This window comes from Flavobacterium kochi (genome assembly GCF_048286715.1).
Lineage (GTDB): Bacteria > Bacteroidota > Bacteroidia > Flavobacteriales > Flavobacteriaceae > Flavobacterium.
In genome coordinates this window covers 217,439-237,082 of sequence record NZ_JBLVPW010000002.1, presented here as the reverse complement: position 1 = coordinate 237,082, position 19,644 = coordinate 217,439, and the positions used below count along the sequence as shown (strand labels likewise).

General features: G+C 37.8%; 22 protein-coding genes. 3 read left to right on the top strand and 19 right to left on the bottom strand.

The annotated features are described in order from the left end of the window. Window position 1: 1 nt before the first annotated feature. Together ACNQGH_RS03455 and ACNQGH_RS03450 are read left to right on the top strand one after the other, a co-directional pair. Window positions 2–334, top strand: a complete 333-nt coding sequence (locus ACNQGH_RS03455; RefSeq protein WP_417954588.1) for a HipA N-terminal domain-containing protein — start codon at window positions 2–4, stop codon at window positions 332–334. Continuing rightward, a complete protein-coding gene (locus tag ACNQGH_RS03450) occupies window positions 327–1,283 on the top strand; it encodes a HipA domain-containing protein (RefSeq protein ID WP_417954587.1) in 957 nt (318 codons plus the stop codon). The genes ACNQGH_RS03455 and ACNQGH_RS03450 overlap by 8 nt, the downstream gene beginning before the upstream one ends. Before the next feature lie 54 nt (window positions 1,284–1,337). Here ACNQGH_RS03450 and ACNQGH_RS03445 read toward each other — a convergent pair whose 3' ends face one another. From ACNQGH_RS03445 to ACNQGH_RS03365, 17 genes are all read right to left on the bottom strand, one after another. Continuing rightward, window positions 1,338–1,661: a hypothetical protein gene (locus tag ACNQGH_RS03445; RefSeq protein WP_417954586.1), complete on the bottom strand. Its 324-nt coding sequence runs from the start codon at window positions 1,659–1,661 to the stop codon at window positions 1,338–1,340. A gap of 6 nt (window positions 1,662–1,667) precedes the next feature. Continuing rightward, window positions 1,668–2,465 (bottom strand): hypothetical protein, encoded by a 798-nt coding sequence (locus ACNQGH_RS03440; protein ID WP_417954585.1) that lies wholly within the window; start codon window positions 2,463–2,465, stop codon window positions 1,668–1,670. A 27-nt stretch (window positions 2,466–2,492) separates the two neighbouring features. Then, window positions 2,493–3,341, bottom strand: coding sequence for a conjugative transposon protein TraN (traN, locus tag ACNQGH_RS03435; protein WP_417954584.1), 849 nt, complete (start codon window positions 3,339–3,341; stop codon window positions 2,493–2,495). Between the two features lie 19 nt (window positions 3,342–3,360). Then, window positions 3,361–4,671, bottom strand: a complete 1,311-nt coding sequence (gene traM, locus ACNQGH_RS03430; RefSeq protein WP_417954583.1) for a conjugative transposon protein TraM — start codon at window positions 4,669–4,671, stop codon at window positions 3,361–3,363. Then, window positions 4,655–5,176 (bottom strand): hypothetical protein, encoded by a 522-nt coding sequence (locus ACNQGH_RS03425; RefSeq protein WP_417954582.1) that lies wholly within the window; start codon window positions 5,174–5,176, stop codon window positions 4,655–4,657. The genes traM and ACNQGH_RS03425 overlap by 17 nt, the downstream gene beginning before the upstream one ends. A 14-nt stretch (window positions 5,177–5,190) precedes the next feature. Further along, on the bottom strand, window positions 5,191–5,799 hold the full coding sequence (gene traK / locus ACNQGH_RS03420) for a conjugative transposon protein TraK (protein ID WP_417954581.1): 609 nt from the start codon (window positions 5,797–5,799) through the stop codon (window positions 5,191–5,193). 33 nt (window positions 5,800–5,832) lie between these two features. Beyond that, complete coding sequence (gene traJ, locus ACNQGH_RS03415) at window positions 5,833–7,029, bottom strand: conjugative transposon protein TraJ (RefSeq protein ID WP_417954580.1); 1,197 nt, start codon at window positions 7,027–7,029, stop codon at window positions 5,833–5,835. A gap of 12 nt (window positions 7,030–7,041) precedes the next feature. Beyond that, a complete protein-coding gene (locus ACNQGH_RS03410) occupies window positions 7,042–7,677 on the bottom strand; it encodes a TerB family tellurite resistance protein (RefSeq protein ID WP_417954579.1) in 636 nt (211 codons plus the stop codon). 2 nt (window positions 7,678–7,679) lie between these two features. Then, window positions 7,680–8,303 carry a hypothetical protein gene (locus ACNQGH_RS03405; protein WP_417954578.1) on the bottom strand — a complete coding sequence of 208 codons (624 nt, stop codon included), beginning with the start codon at window positions 8,301–8,303 and terminating at the stop codon, window positions 7,680–7,682. 10 nt (window positions 8,304–8,313) lie between these two features. Beyond that, window positions 8,314–9,006, bottom strand: coding sequence for a conjugal transfer protein TraI (locus ACNQGH_RS03400; RefSeq protein WP_417954577.1), 693 nt, complete (start codon window positions 9,004–9,006; stop codon window positions 8,314–8,316). A gap of 12 nt (window positions 9,007–9,018) precedes the next feature. Then, window positions 9,019–11,487 carry a TraG family conjugative transposon ATPase gene (locus tag ACNQGH_RS03395; protein ID WP_417954576.1) on the bottom strand — a complete coding sequence of 823 codons (2,469 nt, stop codon included), beginning with the start codon at window positions 11,485–11,487 and terminating at the stop codon, window positions 9,019–9,021. A 38-nt stretch (window positions 11,488–11,525) separates the two neighbouring features. Next, entirely contained in the window at window positions 11,526–11,843 is a 318-nt protein-coding gene (locus tag ACNQGH_RS03390) for a DUF4133 domain-containing protein (protein ID WP_417954575.1), read from the bottom strand. 234 nt (window positions 11,844–12,077) lie between these two features. Beyond that, window positions 12,078–12,410 carry a DUF4134 domain-containing protein gene (locus tag ACNQGH_RS03385; RefSeq protein ID WP_417954574.1) on the bottom strand — a complete coding sequence of 111 codons (333 nt, stop codon included), beginning with the start codon at window positions 12,408–12,410 and terminating at the stop codon, window positions 12,078–12,080. A gap of 135 nt (window positions 12,411–12,545) precedes the next feature. Continuing rightward, window positions 12,546–13,025 carry a hypothetical protein gene (locus ACNQGH_RS03380; protein ID WP_417954573.1) on the bottom strand — a complete coding sequence of 160 codons (480 nt, stop codon included), beginning with the start codon at window positions 13,023–13,025 and terminating at the stop codon, window positions 12,546–12,548. A gap of 247 nt (window positions 13,026–13,272) precedes the next feature. Further along, the gene (locus ACNQGH_RS03375; protein ID WP_417954572.1) at window positions 13,273–14,472 is read right to left on the bottom strand and encodes a hypothetical protein; all 1,200 of its coding nucleotides are present in this window, start codon (window positions 14,470–14,472) and stop codon (window positions 13,273–13,275) included. A gap of 46 nt (window positions 14,473–14,518) precedes the next feature. Beyond that, entirely contained in the window at window positions 14,519–15,397 is an 879-nt protein-coding gene (locus ACNQGH_RS03370; RefSeq protein ID WP_417954571.1) for a helix-turn-helix domain-containing protein, read from the bottom strand. 193 nt (window positions 15,398–15,590) lie between these two features. After that, window positions 15,591–16,328 (bottom strand): hypothetical protein, encoded by a 738-nt coding sequence (locus ACNQGH_RS03365; protein ID WP_417954570.1) that lies wholly within the window; start codon window positions 16,326–16,328, stop codon window positions 15,591–15,593. A 349-nt stretch (window positions 16,329–16,677) separates the two neighbouring features. On the opposite strand from ACNQGH_RS03365, the gene ACNQGH_RS03360 reads away from it, so the two are divergent. After that, window positions 16,678–18,351, top strand: a complete 1,674-nt coding sequence (locus tag ACNQGH_RS03360; protein ID WP_417954569.1) for an AraC family transcriptional regulator — start codon at window positions 16,678–16,680, stop codon at window positions 18,349–18,351. 138 nt (window positions 18,352–18,489) lie between these two features. On the opposite strand, the gene ACNQGH_RS03355 is transcribed toward ACNQGH_RS03360, so the two are convergent. Together ACNQGH_RS03355 and ACNQGH_RS03350 are read right to left on the bottom strand one after the other, a co-directional pair. Further along, on the bottom strand, window positions 18,490–18,939 hold the full coding sequence (locus ACNQGH_RS03355) for a GNAT family N-acetyltransferase (protein WP_417954568.1): 450 nt from the start codon (window positions 18,937–18,939) through the stop codon (window positions 18,490–18,492). Between the two features lie 101 nt (window positions 18,940–19,040). Next, complete coding sequence (locus ACNQGH_RS03350; protein ID WP_417954567.1) at window positions 19,041–19,523, bottom strand: SRPBCC family protein; 483 nt, start codon at window positions 19,521–19,523, stop codon at window positions 19,041–19,043. Window positions 19,524–19,644 lie beyond the last annotated feature (121 nt).

Here is a 19,644-nt window from a genome sequence, read left to right as displayed (position 1 = left end):
TATGAGAAAAGCAGCCATATATTATAAAGAGTTTCTGGCAGGAATACTAACAGAAACTGACGATGGGGACTATACCTTTCAATACGAAGAAAAGTATATCGCAGAACATCCTAAAGAAAGCATCACCCTGACCCTGCCTGTGCATACAAAAACATATACTGAAAAACGGTTATTCCCTTTTTTTGAAGGTTTAATACCAGAAGGGTGGTTACTCGATATCGCTTCCAAAAACTGGAAAATCAATCCAAATGATCGCATGGGCCTACTTTTGGCCTGTTGTCAAAATTGTATCGGAGCCGTAAGCGTTCAACCAATACCAAATCAAGATGCCTAGGAAATGTCTATATTGTTACAAATCATTAGAGGAGAATAGCATTGGTGATTTTCATGAGCATTGCAGATTAGCATTTTTCAATACCAAACAGCAACCGGCGTTCGAACATTCGCTAAAGCAAATGGTAGCATTAGCCAAAAACGTGGTGGAACGAAGCGTAGCAGTACCCGGAGTACAACCCAAATTATCCTTATCTATTATAAACGATACGATCCAGGACGGAAATAAAGGGCGTCTCACGGTTGTCGGAGCTTTGGGTGGTAACTATATTTTCAAACCACCATCCGAGCAATTCCCTGAAATGCCCGAAAATGAACACCTAACGATGCGTATTGCAGAAGCCTTTGGTATCAATACCGTAAAGTCAAGCTTAATAAGACTGCAGTCCGGAGAACTCTCTTACATCACTAAACGCATCGACAGAACAGCAACAGGAGAAAAAATTCACATGCTCGACATGTTTCAAATCACAGAAGCTTTTGACAAGTACAAAAGCTCCATGGAGAAAATAGGTAAAGCGCTGGATCAATTTTCAGATAACACTTTACTTGATAAATTGTACTTTCTGGAACTGGGCATTTTCAGTTTCCTTACAGGCAATAATGATATGCACCTGAAAAACTTTTCCATGATACATTACGGTGAAACCTGGATATTGGCCCCTGCCTACGATTTATTAAACGTGGCTATAGTAAATCCCGATGATACCGAGGAATTAGCGCTAACATTAGAAGGAAAAAAGAAGAAACTAAAATGGGAACATTTCAAAAGACTGGGCATAAACCTTGGACTAAATGAAAAACAAATAAATGACATTGCAAAACGATTCCAAAAAAACAAATCCATCGCCATCCAGTGGATCGATAATTCATTTCTATCGGATACATTCAAAGAAAAATATAAAGTACTATTAGAAGAAAGATACCGTAGATTATTTGAAACGGAGTAGTTTCTTATAGCTACTTTTATTGGGAACAAATCATTTGCATTATCAATAACCCAACTAATGAATTCGTTTTTTAATTTCTCCTGAATCAGACAAAGAATAAAGGAAATAAATCCTGCTTCCTTGATTTCTTTTAAAAGAAGGTTCATATTTAATATAACCATACTCGCCTAATTCTCTCAAGTATTTATGATACGTATTCGATGCAGATATCTTAGCGATACGCATAATCTCAAAACTAAAAGCCTGTATCGGATTAATAAAACCCTTATCTGTCCTAAACTGCAACAAAGCAGCATAGATACCAATATGTGTGATACTGATACGATCATCTTTTTCGATAGCTGAAAAAAAATCAGATAAGGGTTTTAGGGTTTCCATTAGCATCTACATTGAATTAGACTGTCTTCTTCTGCTTTTCTTTTCTTGCGGTACTGCCTCCCCATCGCCAGCTGTACTTTGACTTTGCTTTTTACTATCCTTAATAGTCTTGTTTTGTCCTTCCGATTGCTTTTCATCTTTAGATTGTCGGTTGTTGATGCGTTGCCTGTTGCCATCATAAACATTGATCGTTTTGAACTGAGGATTCGCCTCGACAAAATATTTAATCTCTTTTCCATCTTTTAAGAAAGTGACCGATTGCAGATTTCCTTTTTTTATGGAATCGATAAGATCCTCTTTAAACTTAGGATTTTCCAGCTCCTTGATCGGATGCCTGGAAAGCGTATTTTCAAGATCATAGCCGTAATTTTGATGGTAGTGGTTTAGCTTGAAATTTCCGCTGGTATCCGTTTCCTTAAAATCCATCTGAACCCACGCATTGTATCGTTGTCCTTCCTTATTGCTAAGTTCTTTATTAACCGCCCTTCCTTCCAGCAGATTATAAGCCTCCTTCATCGTGATATTGCTTCCTTTGTTGATATAAAAAGTCTGTTCCAAAGATTCCTTTGCATTTTCTTTCAGGAAATCAATTTTATAAGAATTAAAGAAATACATATCGTTTTGCTCTGACTTCTTAAAATTTAAGGAGACCCTGGCAACATCATCCCCATAGTAGGCCTCATGATCGATGACAAAACCAGGCTTTTGTTGCTGCATTTTTTCTTTTAATTCCTCTTCTAATCCATCACCGAAACCGGTGTACTTTACCTGATCGCGCAGGTATTCAAAATTTTTCTCGTTCATGTCTATTCAATTTAAATGATTACTAATTTATAAAACCGGCAATATCCCTAACTGCATCAATTTTTTATTGTTTACCTGGAGTTCTAAGTGTCTTCCCCCTTTATCTTCCATCAGCTGTATCGCTAGATATTTTTCCTCGGGTATAGTGATTTTTGCCAAGGCAAATACGAAACAAACTGTCGTATTCCCTTGTATTACCGCGGTATTATTAAGAATATATAACGGCTTGATTTCTATTTCCTGTGATGCAGTACGCTTGACTTTTATCTGATCGCGAATAAAAAATCGCAATTGGCTAATATCGTAATTGATATTAGAATTATTTTCTACTTTGATCCGATAATACATTACATTCTCGTGAATGAACAATCCATTTAACTGAAGCAGCATATTGTATTTATTATCTTTTATACCATGTACTTTTTTCTTTTCGTAAGAGGCCAGGGCTGCATAAGATTGTAATACTGCTTCATTATCATTTACAGCCGAATCCCAAGGCTCCGACAGTGACCGTTTTGCTTTGCTCACCACTAAATTCAATACTGGAGTTTGTTCATCATAATTCAGTACAAAAGAATAGAGCTGGTCATCGGATGTAACCACTGTAAGGTTTGTTTCAGTAAAATCATGCTGGGCGGCCTTTAGCTGAAGGATGTTTTCAACCCCTTTTACTTTTTGCACTAATACAGCGCCATTACCTCTGTCAACACTTTTTATCGCATAGGGAAATACAATAGTTGTTGTTTTAGAATACCCGATAGCTACGGAATCCGATTCAATTTTGTACACCTCACTTTTGCCCGATTGCAGTTGCCCAAATACGTTGGCTGTAATGAATACCATCAGTATCATTACCAATAGACTACTCTTTTTCATAGTTATTATTTTTATAGGTTTAGTTGGAATTGTTCTCTTTTTGGTTTTCATCATGGATCAATACCTGATAGCCGGCCTTTACCATCACTTTTACCAGCTTCACCTTTTTACTCAAAAGATTTTTGACAGCCTCAATACCTGCTCCGGCTGCCTGAGCACCCCAGGAGTCATCCAATGCAGTTATTCCTAAGGTTTGCATCGAACGATCTGCAGAAGCTTTTGCTACATCACGGGTAATCGCTCCTGGTATATAAATACCCTCAAGCCCATCCATATCATAGACCGACAAGTCAACAGGAAATAAGGAATTGCCATAGCGAAGGCTGTTGATCTTAATGGTCAGTCTTTCTCCCTGTAGGGTTGCGACACCGAAAAGGAAATTGTCTTTAGGAATCATTAGCCCGTTAATAAAAATCGCAGTCGTAAGCCTCAGCTTAACAGTTGCCCCATTCACAAGGGTTTGATTTTCATGAACAACCGCTTCAATTGCATTTGGCATAGCCGCCGCATCTAAAGATTCTTCAAAAGAAAAAAACGCATTATGATTGGGCTGAATCCCAGAACCCTCCGCATTGGGATTTTTAGCATTTTGTAAAAAAGTGATTGCATCCTCCTTTCCTGTTGCAGCAATGGTAAACACCTTTCCTTTGTTTGCATCTGAGGTTTTTCGTAACTTTTCCTGTACACGACCAGGGTGCTGAATATCAAGTATGTTTTCAAGCATTCCGTTAAGCTTTTGCAATTCCGGATCTTCAGTATCCGATTGGTTCATAGATTGCATCATCTGCTCCAGCCGGTCAACATCTTTTGAATCGCTGTTTGTGGTGGTCTGGTCTTTATATTGGGTAAAATTATGTTGCTGCTCAGGTGGCTGTGGCGGATTATTAATGACCCTTTGAAGCGCTTCAAGCTTTTTATACACTTTTTCTTCATTTGGATCACGGTAGCTTACTGTATTTAAGGCGCCACTTTTCTTCTTTAAACCCATCCGATCACGAACGCTGTCATTTGCTATCCCAATGGAATCCCCTAAAAAAGAGTGTCTTAAATAATTGGGATCTTTCTTAATCAGTTCCTCTAATTTTACCGAATCCAGCGTGGCCCGATCATAATAACTCATTTTGTCCAGCGGGTCATCTTCCTGAAGGATGGGATTCGGAAGCTTTATATTAAAGCCTTTTTTTTCGATGACCTGCGCATTGGCAGCTTCAATTTTTCCTCCGCCAAGCAACCAAAACAGCAGGGTAATAAATGGCAGTGTCAATAGTGGTGCCATCAAAAGCAGCTTGCGTTGCCGGAGCAGCTGGAGTGATTCAGTTTTTTTTTCCATGAGTGTAGTTTTTAAAATTGGATTGGTAATAATTTTCTATGGTAGCCAGACTATCCAGTAGTCCGGGGGGATTGTTTACAATGCTGTCATACCTCTTTTTTCCAGTGGGACTGCGGGCAAGGCTATCCATGTAGATCCGAAAGCGATTGATTTTTTCAAACTCGTTTGTACTGATAAAACTATTTTCCTTGCGTATTGTATCGTCATCACTTTCTGGCAGCTTTGACGGCTTAACAATCGGAGTTATAATACTATCGGTAGTTGCAACTCCTGAAAGACTGGCAACAATCAGATACATACTGTACCCTGTGGAAAAAGCAATAAAAAAAACCCACATCACCAGCAGATTGGTAGGAGAAATATTTGCCGTTTTCTTTGTCATCCATTGCGCCCATTTACCTTGTACAATTAAGTAACCCTTCTCTAGTTGCTCAGCAAGGATAGTACTGATTGCGCTATCTTTGGATTCCGGTATTTTTTTTCTGCTCTTGTATAGGAATTGCATAATGGTCCGATTTATCATTTTCTATTTTCCGTACTCAGATCCCTGTTCTCAATGGTATTCCATCGTTCGACTAAAAAGCCATGAGGATTATTGTCACTTCGCGATACATTGCGCAAGGCGCCTTCCGTAATGAGACTGCGGTGAACAATACTGGTCGTCCTTATTATATGCTGCGTCGCATAACATCGGAAACGATACGGGTATTGATTAATATCAACGGCTATACTGTCTACTGTTAGGGTCTGGCTGATATTACCGGAGATGATACCGGCATAGTATCCATTCTCTTTCAGATCATCATAGATTCGTTTAGCACTGTCATCGGAGAGATAAAGGGCTTTGGTCACATTATCTTTGATTACCTTATCATCCGGGTCAAGGGTAAAGAAGAGCTTGTGGAACGCTTTTATGTGATCTCTTGCTTCTACAGGAATATTATCTTTTCGGTCTGAAGAATACGCTTCCAGCGCTTTCCCATTGGCGAGGATATAAATCCTGGACTGCATTTGCGCGACAAGGCTAAAACTCTTGTACAGTGTAAAACAGCATATAATGATACATCCTGCAATGACTAGCATGGAAAACGCTCTTACATGCCGAAACGCGGTGTCTATATTTTTCATTTTGCTAAACATGCTGCTTATTTTTAAGGGTTATCAGGAATTGCCCTTTAATTTATTGCCCATATAACTGTCTTTCTCCTCAAAATAGGGCGAAGAATTATGGTGCCCTGACATGCTTTGGGACATACGCCCTGCAGCATTACCCATAGCATCTGCGGCCATACCCACCCCTGCAGCAGTGGTGTTAACCACAGCGTTTGAAGAACTGCTGAAGATCGTGGTTACTTTTTGACTCAAAGTACCACCGCCATCGGCATGGACAATATAGTTCGCTACTGACGGTACCGTGAAATAACCCACAATACCGATAATCATAAACACCAGATAGGCCATATCTGTCCGGCTAAAAAACGTATCACCATAATCGTTGACCTGCGATATATCCAGTTCCAGCATTTTCTCCTGTATCTTTCCAATGATACTCCCGAAAATATTAGCCACGGGAAGCCACAGATAAATATTAATGTAACGCGCCAGCCATACCGTCAGCGTATGCTGAAAACCGTCGAAAACGGCAATACCGAAAACCAATGGCCCCAAAACAGAAAGTACTATCAGCTGAAAGGTCCTTAAGGTATCAATACAAAGCGATGCCGCTTCAAAAAGTACTCTAAGCACTTCACTCAACCACTCCTTTACCGAATTGCGAAAATTGAAGGATGCCTTAGCCATCGCAAACTTGATATCATTGCCAATGCCATCGAACAGGCCTTCACCGGCCGTATCAGCAGCATCATGTGTATATTTACTCCACCTGTCCTGGTCCCCACTTCCGGATTCCCCTACATACATCTGCCAGGCGTTAGTGTTTTTGATTGCTTCTTCTTTTCGCTGCAAAAGAACTTCGATTGCTTTATTGGAACCTTCCACCATCGATGCAGTTGCTGTAACGGTGGGTTTCATCACGCCATTAATCATATATAATACTGAAGGAAAAATCATGATGCAGAACCCGATAACAAACGGACGGAACAGCGGATAAAAATCTATGGGCTCCGCATTGGCAATATGCCTCCATACTCGTGAGCCGATATACCAAATCGCAGCAAAACCGGCGATACCCTGCCCTACGCCTAACAAATTATTGCACAAAGGCATCATTTCATCATAAAGCTGATCAAGCACCCCATGAAGGCCATTCATATCATCGGCCATACCCTGCGCTTTACTGGTAAAAGACCCTACTATAGCCATGCCTGTAAATAAAATAGCCTTGTTTCTCTTTTTCATGTTAGCGCTTCTTTAATTAATTATTTTGTAAATACTGCGAAGGGAATTCACATCATTACCTTCTTTTGCCCGCTGTACTGTTAGCATAGTGGCATTAGCATTAAAACTTCTAAGAAACATCACTTTATCCTGCATATCAACATAGATCCTGTCAATGGATTCTAATCGCTCATCATCAGACATCCGCAGTTTATTAGCTGTAATAACTGTAGCGAGTTCATCAAGGTTGCGAAGACTCTGCTTAAACAGCTGATCATAAACCTTTTCGAAATACCTTATTTCTCCTTCAGTAAAATGGTGACTGTTGCTGAAGCGATTAAGCGAAAGCTTATATTCCTTTACCAAAAGCAACTGGTAATTAACGATCTCACCAATACGTTTGTACTTTTTTACAGTCGGACTTACCTGCATCAATCCGTCAATAAAGGTCTTGTGCAGGCTGAAATTCCATTGTGACAAATCCTTTACCGTATTATAACCGCCATGGAGAATTTGATAGCCTTTTTTCATATCCGATAAAATCTGCTTGAACTGCGCGAGCTTTTCTATATTCAATAGCAGCTGCTGCATTTCCTGCGCTTGCGCTGAAGTTCTGGAAGGCAATAACATTCCTAAAAGAGCCATCCACATAATAAATAGCTTTCTCATAATCAATCGTTTAAAATGCCATGCAGCGCACGACTAGTTGGTACTTCATGATTCTCCTTTGTTCTCGATAAATACAATACTTTCGTTTGGTTATTAAAACGTTGGCAGAAACGATAGTTATCCATCATGTTCAAATAGAGCCCATCAATACGTTGCATCCTTTCATCATCTTTCATTTCAAGCTCCCCATCCATAGTCACTGCAATCAACTCGTCTAAAGTGTCAGTGCAATCCTCCAGCAATCGATCAAAAACCCTTTTGATATAAGCCACCTCACTCCCATGAAATAAATCACCCTGCGTAACATGTCCGTAGCTATGCTTATAACTTGCCATGATCTTCGCCTGCAGGGCTATAATTTCGGCTACCCTGCTGTACTTTTTTATTTGCGGGCTAACCTTCTTTAACGAGCTCAGATAATCCGCATGAAGGTTAAACTCACCTCGCTTTAAATCCCCTATAGCATTCAGTCCTGTTTTGGCGACGGAATAACCTTTTTGCGCATAGTCTATGTACACTTTTAAGGCTGCAATTTGTTGGAGCAGCACTTTTCTTTGTTTTTCCTGTGCCTGCACCCCACCCGTCACGAATCCCGTAAAGAGTAGCAATAACAATAGCTTTTTCATGTCTTTACTTTTATTTTGGAATCCCATAAAATTGCTTCACTGCATTCACATCATGCTGCGTTTTAGTTCTTTGCAGACTAAGCAGTATATTCTGCCGGTTAAAAAGCATAAGATCGTTGTAATTGGCATCGATCTGATCAGCAGCCGTATTGATGATTTCAAGTCTTTTAGCATCACTCATCTGGGTTGTAAAGGAATCAAGGATTAGGAATATCTGATCTATGTTCTTTGCACTCTCCTCGAGAATACCGGAATATACTTTTTGCATATAATCCAATTCAGTCAGATTAAAGTGACGATCCTGTTGGAACAACTTCCACGCTCTTTCATATTCGTTAACAAGCCGTACCTGTTTTTGGGCAATATCTCTGATGAGCTGATAATAAGTGATAATCGATTTAACTTTCATCAATTCCTCATAATAATCCCGGTACAGATCGCGCTGTTGCTCAGTCCATTTTGATATCTCATTTAATTTCAACTTTGAAAGGGTGTTTTCTATTTTTTTCTGGGCATTCTGTAACCATATCGTTTTGTTCTGCAGTCGTTGTATTCGCAGATCAATTGCCAAAATAACTTTCTTTACTGCTGCAGTAATCAGTCCCATAATCGGGAATGCTGCAGCCGTTTCTGCTGGCCGGACAGGAGTGCTTACCAGTAGCAGGCACAGCATAGCCGTCATGATTTTTTTCTTCGCTTTCATAATCTTATCCATTTAGTTTCCATTTCTGAGATCATTAGCCAGTGCTGCAATCCCTTTTTTAATGTCGCCATCAAATTGCTTCGCATAGGCCTGCACTTTTAATTTTTCGGTTTCCTCTGTAGTATAAACGAGGTATTCTTCAAGGGATACCTCCGTCCGGTACACTTTAGATAGCATTCCGCCCAAGGAGATGAATACTTCTTTGTACTGCTTATCCGGATCATTGGCTTTATTGACCGAAAGCACCAATGCCTTTTCCTTTTCAGTCAGTCCCAGGAGTTCCTGAATCTGGTCGAATTTATTTTGGTATTTGCTCTGATCCAGAAGGATCTTGCAATCGCTGTTATTGATGATGGCTTGCTTCACCACAGGAGATGAAATAATATCCTCTACCTCTTGTGTGACCACTATTGCTTCTCCAAAAAACTTCCTTACCGTCTTAAACAGATACCTAATATACTCTGCCATACCTTCCTTAGCAATAGCTTTCCAGGCTTCTTCTATCAATATCATTTTTCGAACCCCTTTGAGCTTGCGCATCTTGCTGATAAAGACTTCCATTATAATGATCGTCACTACGGGAAAAAGTATGGGATGGTCTTTGATATTATCTAATTCGAATACAATAAAACGTTCCTTCAGCAATTCAAGATTTTCCGTAGCATTAAGCAGGTAATCAAACTCTCCTCCCTTATAATAGGGACGCAATACATACATAAAATTATTGATGTCAAAATCCTTTTCCTTTACCTTATCCCCTTCCAGTACACTGATAAAATCATCTCTCAGAAAATTGTAAAAACTGTCAAAACAGGGAAACAATTCTTTGTTTGCTTCGAGTTTTTCATAGTATAACTGCAACGCGTTAGATAAAGCGACATACTCGCTTCGGTTAAAGGTTTCATCATCCTTTTTCCATAAAGCAAGGAGAAGTGTTTTAATACTTTCTTTTTTCTCCGTATCCAGGCTGTCCCCTTCACTGATGTAGAAGGGATTAAACCGTATGGGATTCTTTTCGTCATAGGTAAAATAATAACCGCCCACCATATCACACAATCCTTTGTAACTATGTCCAACATCCACCAGCACGATATGAGTTCCTTGTTCATAATAACTTCTCACCATATGATTGGTAAAAAAGGATTTACCACTCCCGGAAGGCCCCAATATAAACTTATTCCGATTCGTGCAAATGCCTCGCTTTATAGGCTCATCACTGATATCTACATGCACCGGCTTACCGGTCAGACGATCACCTAAACGAATTCCAAAAGGACTTAGCGAAGAACGGTAACCCGTTTCCATATTCAGGAAGCATACCGCCTGTTCCGCGAACGTATCAAAAGTGTCATTCATCGGAAAGTCTGCTGCATTACCGGGAATGCCTGCCCAAAATATCTGAGCAGCCCCAACGGTTTCCTGTTTAGCGGCGGCATCCATTTGCGCCAGTGCTGAAGCAACCTTGTTCTTGAGATCCTTAAGTTCTTCCTGATCGGCTGACCAGACCAATACATTAAAATGCGCCTTTACAGGCAATCGTTGTTGGCCAATCGCTTCGTTCAGAAAATCATTGGTGGCATCTCGGGCAATACTGTTTTCACGACTATAGGCTGAAAGCGATTGCAGCCGCAATCTTTTGCTCTCCAATTTTTGCAACATTTTCTGTGCATCCTCAATAAACAGGTACTGATTGTAAATGTGATTACACGACAAAAGCTGCCCCAGTGTAGAAGCAAAACCAATACTGAATTTAGTTTTATCGGTGGAATACCGATCATAGTTAATCCGTGAGCCACACAGCGCGGGAAGATCCGCAGCATCACCCAAAGTGTATAGTTGGCAGTGCTTATCACCTACCTGTAAACCATCCTCAAATGAAATGTCATTAAAAACAAACGAATTCTCTTTTTCTGACAAAGAGCAATACCGCTCAATCAATCCTATTTTTCGGCTGTGGCTCCGCAGTTCCTCATTGCCGAGCCGTGTTAATTTTACAAAACCGCTGTCTTCGAGTATTCGCTTGAATTGTCCCGTACTGTCAATAAAATCCTGTAGCAATTCCGCTTTAAGTGTTTCCTGGGGAACAGGCGAACTCCGGATCAGATTAGAAAATAATGAGCTGGAAGCTTTTCTCCCTATAGGTTTTTTCGTCAGCAGAATATAACACGAATGATCTAAAAAAGGACGTTCATTAAAAAAATGCTCACTGCTACGGGTAAGAAAACTAGTGTCTTCATTGGTAAAGTCCGGCTCATGTTTACTTTCAATAAACCAGTCCTGCTTATGAAACACGCAAAATTTTGGAAGTATCTTTATGGCCTTCAGCCAAGACTGGTGGAAGGCCTCATATTCCTGGTCTGCTAACGTAAATATCTCTGGTAATTCAGCCTGAAATACCACTGTTATATCGCCCTGTTTCGATAAAATACAGTCATGCTGTACATCCATAATCGGTAAAATAGCATCCATCCTCTTTTCCATCTCCAATCGCATTTAGCTGTTATTAATTTTAATATCTTCTACTGCACCATCATGAAAATTTTCCTGCTGTATATTTTGACGGCTTTAGGCAGCTGTCTTTTAGCCAAAGCTTTCAACAACCCATACTCCCCATACCTGCGGCTCATGCGATACACTTTCACCACCAACAACATTCCTGAAATACCGATTACCCCAACACAAACAAGAGAAGGAAGTCCGGCAATGTACATCCCTGCAAAGACAATCAGCAGCATTACGATCCCACCGCCCAGATACCATATATACTGTGCCCGAAGCCCCTTAAATTCAATACTTTGATTGATGCCCCTATTGATCTGATACACACTATTACTCATGTTCCTGTTTTAAAATTTAATACTACTGTTTAAAGTAGGCTCTGCTGATATTAAAAGGCAATGAAATAAAAAAGAAGAAAAAAAAAAATCAGGATAGTAACGGAAAGAATATTGGGGCAAGTTTTTATCTAATCTAAATCGTACTAGCCCTCCAAAAGAGAAACATCCGGCCTTTATTATTCAGCTCGACAATATCGGGGTTATACTTTCCGACAATCATCATACTGCTTGCCTTTAAATTCCGAAAAAAGATTGTATTACAGTGGCCACGACAACCAGAAAAACACAGCTGCCAAACCATGCGGCGGCAACTTTACCCGTATCAGGATCACCTGCATTCCACTTTTGATAGACCTTGACCGCGCCTATTAGTCCCAATATGGCACCAACGGCATACATCAGTTCGGTCCCTGCATCAAAGTAGCTTCGCACCAGTTGATTGGCCTGATTAATACCTGCAATTCCATCCTGACCATAGGTTTGATAATGAAATAATACCAGCACCAGAACGGCACCAATGCAAAACAACTTCTTAAACTTCTCCAATTTCCAACCAGACTTTTTCATAACGCATTCTTTTTAAAGTTTGAAACGATTCAGATAAAAAGCGGAGGATTCGTTGCTGTCGTATTACCCTCTATCCTGTCACATGAAGCCATACCGCACCGGGACCGACGGGAGCTATTCCTCCGCTATAATGTATTAGGTTTTTTCATTCCATAAGAGTGCCACCTCCTGCTGAGTCAAAAGCACTTCCCCCCGTTTTTTGCATTCAGAAACAATCAATTCATCAACCGAGGAGCGATAAGGAGAATCCCTTAGCAAGGGATATGCTGCGAGAATTAATTGCATATAATCCTTAAACTCCTGTTTTGTCAGCTTTCTTTGGCTTGCATCGATGATCACATTTTTCAATTGTTTCACCAACCCATCCACTTCATGAAAGATGGTATCGGATGCGGCAGATTCCGATGCAATAATTTCTAAATCCAGATACCGTAAATCATCATCCGATGCTGAATATGATTCCTCGCCCGCCCCACGGAATTGAAGTTTTCGTTTTCGGGTCATGATATCTTTTAACTCCTCAGGATAAAATCGCAATCCCACAAATAAATACCAACTTACCAATAGCGGAACAACTACTACCAGGTAATTGCTCCATGAAATGTTTGTAAACATACGCGCTTCATTTTTCGTTCTACATTACTCTTTTAACCCTGCATTTAAAAAACAAGTTAAATGGTAAACCATTTAATTTGTTTTTCAAAGTAACAATGCTATTCCGTTTGTCACAAGTACAACTTTTATCGTACCCCATTGTATATCCGTGTATTGCCCGTATTAAACTTATAAAAAAAGAAAAAAAAAGTCCTGAAAACAAAAATCCGAATATTAATGGATACAACTTTTACAAAAAATAATTGTCTTAATAAGACCCTATCTTTTTTATAATTTTTTCTAAGGTCTGAATAGCAATTTCCTTATCCCTTTCTTCTGCATTGTATGATTTACTTCGTACGGAATGATACGACAGGTCTTTTTTGAAAGGGGTTGAAAGATGGGGTACAATCGTTTTAAAAACTTCACTCATCGATTTGGCTTTCACGATTCGTGATTCATCAGAGGCTCTCAAGATAAGCCCGATCTGATCTGTTGACAGGGCACATTCTATCTTGTTCTCTTTACTGTCTACTGGCAGATTATGATTGCTACCCATATCTGCCATTGAGGCTATAGCCAAATCTATTTTCTTTTGGAGATAGGCTATTTCATGAATAAACCAATTACTCAACACTATTTTCAGGTTTTGATGACCAGGATCGAGTATAATAGTTTCATTGCAGGGCAATTGATTAAACTCTTTAAAGAAAAACAATAATTTGTCCATCCTTTCGCCGGCATCCTCAATGGAACTAATCTTTTGAGCAATACATTCACTGAAGTAATTAATATAGGCGGTACTATTGAAGTTCATATAAATGAGTAGCTCATTTAACGCGGTATAAACACACGTTTGTTTTTGGGATTCCTTCAGTACGTCCAACTGCTTTATCAATTCTTTTCGATATAGAATCTGTCTGTAAGTGGTCGGATCACTTCTGTTTGAATTGACAAACCCATAGAGACTGCCAAGAACAATTTCTATAATAGCTTTATCAACAGTATTTGCTGTTATTTTTTTCTTCAGCTTGTCTAACTTTAGCTTCAGTTCTTTCCTTGACACAATGAAGTAAGTAATTGATACCCGCTGATCCAGACCGAGATACATCGAGAAACGATGCTCTATAAAAGCAAGCAATTCATCCAGACAGGAAATCAATGTATTTATAATGCCGGACAAAGTGGAATTTTTAAATCGATCGTCTTCTTGATTTTCGATTACGTTATCCAATAAAAACAGTAATGTTGAATGGTACTTCCGCACCAAAAGTCTCGCGTGTCTTTTCTTGCGCAACGCGAAAATCTCATTTTTTAATTGAATTTGAATATGCTGTGTTTCTTTTAAAACTTTTTCAGAGATACTAAGAACGTCATTCTCTGTAATAGTGTTAATGAATATTTTCCCTGGATTAAGAGTACACAATATCAAGGAATCCAACCATTCTAAAGGATATGTTTTAATCATGATACCATTGTTTAATTTTACATTTTGACACAAAAACTAATGTCTTTTAAACCTTTCGGCTATTCGCACGATAGTCGGAAGGTGAAATTGAAGCATGTTTTTTAAAAAAATTACTAAAAAAGGAAACCGTGCTGAATTCCAATTCATTAGCTATATAGTAAATAGTTAATTCTGAATTATCAAGCAGCTTCTTTGCCTCAAAAATAATAGCCTCCACTATTAATTCTTTTGCTGTTTTTTCTGTAACCAGCTTGACCGATTTGGTCAAAAGCAGTGAAGTTACAAATAGCATATCCGCGTAAAATTTCACACTATGCTGTTTTTTACAATCAGTAGTCAGCATCGTTAAAAATTTGATTACAAGGAGTTCTTTTCTGGTAAAATTTATTATCATATCTTTTTTATATTTTGCACAGAGCAGCTCTAATCCATATCTAAATAAATTAAGGCAAACGACTTCCGGCCGTCTCTTAAAAACAGCATTTTCTGGTTCTGCATTTATAGTATAAATCAATTTATAAATACGGGTCAACTTCAAAAAATCCCTATCCTCAAGCGTTATTTTAGAAGTAGTTTTTGAAATAAAAAAATAAAAAGGGTCAGTTTCGCCTCTTACTATAGTGTTTCGAGAGGCATATTCTGCTGTAAATGATATCAAAAATAACCGCAGCTTTTGCTTTACTTCTAATAGAGTACAAAATGAGTTTTTGGGCAGTACTATAATATCCTTCGGGAATAGATAATGGATACTATCATCCTTCATTTGAATTTTTAATTCGCCTGATTTAATCAGCATGATCGAAAAATTATTGACTTTAAAAGATTCATTCGCAGGCGTTTTTATCTCATACTCCTTGAGGATATGAATCGTTAAGCCCGGTACCGGACTAGTTCCCAAATCCATACTTATCAAATCTTTAATCATATTTCAAGGCGTATTTAATACAATAAAAAAACAAATGAAAATCAAAAATTCTGTTATACCACTATTATGAGATAGTCGATTATTTCATCGCAGCGCAATACGTCTGCGACGAAATAAAGGACAACCAGATTGAAAATGATCATAGACAAAATCCGACTACCTTCTTTCCAATCCTCATCATTCTAATCCGTTATTAATCTCTTATATGATTATTTTGACTAATGCCGATTATGAGTGCCATTTTAACCGCTCTGGACGATTGGTCAAAAGCGCCTTTAACTCCTCCTACAAGGTTGCCAACAGATGCTTCCCAATCTTTATCTCTGCGCCCCGTATCGTCGTAAAGTGAATACCTGGTTATGGAGGAAGCGGTGAGAATAATCCTCTTGTCCTCACTGCTAAATTGAGGATTGGTCATCACCGATGATTCGTAAGAAATAATGGATTGATAGATTTTTGCGTATTCATCGTTTTTCCATAAAACTACAGCGTTCATAAAACCACAAAGACTACGTTTTGCCGCACTTGTCATTGATGAATTTGCAATAGCTTCATCTAGTTCAGCTTCAGGTTTATTTACAATCTCCTCCAGCTCTTCAATACTAATGGGCAGATTTGTTTTCAAATCTAAAAGCCTCGAATCACTAGTCTTTGTTGCAATGGCCTCGACCTGCTCACTAATTTGTACAATTGTAGTATAATGATAGTTACCTGTCAGATAAATATCAAGGATCTCATTATGTAACTTCCCGGCGATGTCATAAACATTTTCCGGGTTTTCAGGAGTTGCTTTTTGCACTAACCGAGTGGATTTTTCTAATTTATTGTTACTAACTTTAGTATTGCTACCAGCTGTAGTATCAATAGTGTCAGCGGTACAGGAAACAATTAGCAATGGTAAAATCACTAAACATAAGGAACAATTTTTCATGATTAAAATGTGTTAAATGGGACTGAGTACTTTTTTCGTCAGTTCATTTCACCCGGGTAAGCAGAACTTATTATAGCATGATGCTATTTTTTTTTGCTTTTGAATTCAAGGCAAATCTAGCAGCCAAATTTCTTCCCCGCAACACATTGTGTGTGGATTTCCGCGAATTACGGTATGGATTTCCACGAAATCCACAATACTTTTTTTTACCAAAAACGTAATGATTATCAATACTTTATAGTATATTTGAAACCGTTTATTGTAGAATATCCCAAACATTTCTATAATACGGTTCACTTATTACAAAATGATTCCGCAGCATGTATTTACCCCATTTTTAACCTAACCTATGATTAAAAAGTACCTTCTTATAGTATCGCTGTGCTTAGGAAATCCAGTAAGTGCCCAAATAAGTGCATTTAAAATTCCTGATAGCATTCGAAATAAAGATTACAATTACCTGTTCGATAGAATAGAAGAGTCAGAAAAAGACAGTGTCAGGCAATCACTTTATCTTCATTCTTTTTTATTTAAAGCCAAATCAGAAAAAAATTCGGCAGAGATTATAAACGGCTATAAAAATTATGTCTATCACTCATCAGAAAATTTAAAACTGGTTTATTCAGACAGTATGGTTTATACTGCAAAAAAGTCGTTGGATAATGCTTTAATTGGTTCCGCCTACCTTACAAAAGGAATTGTATTCTATTCTCAGAAAAAGTACCATTACGCTTTAGATAATTATCTTACTGCCAATAATTTTATTTCTAAAACCAATGACAACTATTTAGTTTACAAGGTGAAATATAATATTGCCCAGATCAAATACTATCTTGGATTTTATGATGAAGCCATTTCTTTGTTTAAAGAATGTATTGCCTATTACAAAAATGAAAGTACCAGACCTTATTTAAATTCACTGCATTCATTAGGGCTTTGCTATAACAAAACAGGTAATTATGGATTATGCACACAAACAAATAAAATTGGTTTAACCGAAGGCAAAAGGCTGAACAATGCTGACATGGATTCTTATTTCATTCATTCAGAAGGTGTTAATCAATATTTCAATAAAAAATATGTATCAGCCATAAGAAATATTACCTGTTCACTTGCTGGTATCCATGAAAATAAAGATTTTGCCAACGAAGCGGTAGGGAATTTTTATATCGGAAAAAGCTATTGGGCACTTAAAAAACCAATAAAAGCACTACCCTATTTTCACAAAGTTGATCAAACTTTTCAGCACAAAGGCTATATGCGTCCGGACCTTCGTGAAGTTTATGAACTAATGATCCGTTATTATAAGACGACAGCTAATTCAGAAATTCAGCTTTACTATATCGATCAGCTGTTAAAAGCAGACCACGTGATAAATGATACCTATAAATATCTAATCACAAAAGTTAATAAAGAGTACGATACTAAAGAGTTGTTACTGGAGAAAAAGAAAATCGAAAATCTGCTGGACAAACGAAAATACCATGATTATCTATTTACAGCTGTAATAACACTCTTATTATTTTCATTGGTATATCTGATACACAGGCATCGTAAAAACCAGAGGAAGTACAAGCACAAGTTTGAGGAGCTGATGAAGAAAAGCGAGGTTATTACTAAAGCTGAGGTAAAAAATATAAATACAGGAGTCCTGGACATAAATCAGGAGGCAGTTGCCATTGTTTTAAAACATTTGGAAAAATTTGAAAGAGATAAAAAATTTCTGGAAAAAGATTTAACTTTAGTAAAACTGTCCGCCTCTTTTGATTCCAATACCAAATATCTGTCCAAGATAATTTACCACTATAGAGGGAAAAAATTTGTAGAATACCTCAATGACTTAAAGGTTGATTATCTAATTTCACTATTAAAAACGGAGAAAATATTGAGAAGCTACACTAATAAGGCATTAGCTGAAAAAGCAGGATTTAGCAGTACGCAGCGATTTGCAAATGCATTTTATTCAAGAACCGAAATCTCACCATCTTTTTTTATTCAGGAAATAAAGAAAGGGCTGTCCTAAAGTCGTAAATATTAACAAAACTTGCCGCAACAGCAGATCAATAAACCACCTCAAGTATTAATTTTCTACAATTGAATATTCTTTTTTAAAGTCTAATGTATTAGCCATTCTCTTTTTCAAACCTCATTAATTGTTTCATTAAACGGTTTTATAAACATCCGGATCAAAAAGTTCCATATAAATTTCTGGCTTTGGCACTTTGTTAAAGCCATATTTTTCATATAACCAATCTGCTGTCGATGTTAGCAGAATCCATCGTCTCAATCCATTTAGGTTTGGATGATTCATAATCGTGTCCATTAGTTTTTTTGAAAGTCCTTGTCCTCGATATTTGTCTAAAACATATATGTCTCCTAAATATGCAATAGTAGAAAAATCAGAAATTACTCTTGCAAAACCAATTTGATCGCCTTTGTGAAATAATCCAAAATTTAATGAGTTATCAATTGAAATTTTCACTTTCTCCAATGGAATATTGTCGCTCCAGCCGGAATAGTTTGATAAAAACTCATGTATTGCTGTGATATCCATTTTATTTCTGTCTGTCGTAATTAAAAAATCTTCAAAAACAACCTCTATTATTTTCATATTTTTCTTATTAAAGCGTCATTCCAAATTTTCTGCTCATTTTGAAACACTGTTAATGCTTCTCCGTAAATCCAGTTCTTTCAGTTTCTTTATGGCGCACCTCACACAGAAAGTTTCTTTTCATTTGCAGTTCTTGGGTTGTCACTGCTGTTTGGCTGACCTTTACCTGTAGTGATAAGACTTCGTAAACTATTATGTATGTAATTGTTCCATGCATCGCTGCAAATGTCATAGCATTCATATTCTGGAACGAGACCAAGGTGCGTGAAACGGATTTGCGTTTGGCTATCCTTTTTCGAGATTTCAAAACTAATTTTGGTCCCCGTCCATTCACTTTTATCTTTAGTGAACTTAAAATAGTTGTTTATCACAAACCAAACAATTTTTTTGTTTGGGATGACTTCTATTAATTTCATTTGGCAACGATGAATATCTTTGTAATGATAGGTAAATTCATCATTGAGTTGGTCTGTATTACCTTCGATTTCTTCTGACCACCATCCGCGAACATTATTGATCGCATTGAATACTTCTTCTGGAGTCTGGTCTACCAACAGGGTTGCTGTAAAATCTTGATTGTCCATGGTTTTGATTTTTTAATTACATAATATTCATTATAGTAAGATAAAAGTAATATCAAAGGAGTCTTCATTGATACTATCAAAAATAAGTTTTTTTCTCTGGACATGCAAAATTATTGTAGTG

Bases quoted from the DNA above. Each gene is read 5' to 3' on its own strand.
- ACNQGH_RS03390 (WP_417954575.1), bottom strand. From the start codon at position 11,843: ATGAGTAATAGTGTGTATCAGATCAATAGGGGCATCAATCAAAGTATT.
- ACNQGH_RS03410 (WP_417954579.1), bottom strand. From the start codon at position 7,677: ATGAGAAAGCTATTTATTATGTGGATGGCTCTTTTAGGAATGTTATTG.
- ACNQGH_RS03395 (WP_417954576.1), bottom strand. From the start codon at position 11,487: ATGGAAAAGAGGATGGATGCTATTTTACCGATTATGGATGTACAGCAT.
- ACNQGH_RS03455 (WP_417954588.1), top strand. From the start codon at position 2: ATGAGAAAAGCAGCCATATATTATAAAGAGTTTCTGGCAGGAATACTA.
- ACNQGH_RS03440 (WP_417954585.1), bottom strand. From the start codon at position 2,465: ATGAACGAGAAAAATTTTGAATACCTGCGCGATCAGGTAAAGTACACC.
- ACNQGH_RS03375 (WP_417954572.1), bottom strand. From the start codon at position 14,472: ATGATTAAAACATATCCTTTAGAATGGTTGGATTCCTTGATATTGTGT.
- ACNQGH_RS03365 (WP_417954570.1), bottom strand. From the start codon at position 16,328: ATGAAAAATTGTTCCTTATGTTTAGTGATTTTACCATTGCTAATTGTT.
- ACNQGH_RS03405 (WP_417954578.1), bottom strand. From the start codon at position 8,303: ATGAAAAAGCTATTGTTATTGCTACTCTTTACGGGATTCGTGACGGGT.
- ACNQGH_RS03400 (WP_417954577.1), bottom strand. From the start codon at position 9,006: ATGAAAGCGAAGAAAAAAATCATGACGGCTATGCTGTGCCTGCTACTG.
- ACNQGH_RS03385 (WP_417954574.1), bottom strand. From the start codon at position 12,410: ATGAAAAAGTCTGGTTGGAAATTGGAGAAGTTTAAGAAGTTGTTTTGC.
- ACNQGH_RS03360 (WP_417954569.1), top strand. From the start codon at position 16,678: ATGATTAAAAAGTACCTTCTTATAGTATCGCTGTGCTTAGGAAATCCA.
- ACNQGH_RS03350 (WP_417954567.1), bottom strand. From the start codon at position 19,523: ATGGACAATCAAGATTTTACAGCAACCCTGTTGGTAGACCAGACTCCA.
- ACNQGH_RS03380 (WP_417954573.1), bottom strand. From the start codon at position 13,025: ATGTTTACAAACATTTCATGGAGCAATTACCTGGTAGTAGTTGTTCCG.
- traJ (WP_417954580.1), bottom strand. From the start codon at position 7,029: ATGAAAAAGAGAAACAAGGCTATTTTATTTACAGGCATGGCTATAGTA.
- traN (WP_417954584.1), bottom strand. From the start codon at position 3,341: ATGAAAAAGAGTAGTCTATTGGTAATGATACTGATGGTATTCATTACA.
- traK (WP_417954581.1), bottom strand. From the start codon at position 5,799: ATGAAAAATATAGACACCGCGTTTCGGCATGTAAGAGCGTTTTCCATG.
- ACNQGH_RS03370 (WP_417954571.1), bottom strand. From the start codon at position 15,397: ATGATTAAAGATTTGATAAGTATGGATTTGGGAACTAGTCCGGTACCG.
- ACNQGH_RS03445 (WP_417954586.1), bottom strand. From the start codon at position 1,661: ATGGAAACCCTAAAACCCTTATCTGATTTTTTTTCAGCTATCGAAAAA.
- ACNQGH_RS03355 (WP_417954568.1), bottom strand. From the start codon at position 18,939: ATGAAAATAATAGAGGTTGTTTTTGAAGATTTTTTAATTACGACAGAC.
- ACNQGH_RS03450 (WP_417954587.1), top strand. From the start codon at position 327: ATGCCTAGGAAATGTCTATATTGTTACAAATCATTAGAGGAGAATAGC.
- traM (WP_417954583.1), bottom strand. From the start codon at position 4,671: ATGGAAAAAAAAACTGAATCACTCCAGCTGCTCCGGCAACGCAAGCTG.
- ACNQGH_RS03425 (WP_417954582.1), bottom strand. From the start codon at position 5,176: ATGCAATTCCTATACAAGAGCAGAAAAAAAATACCGGAATCCAAAGAT.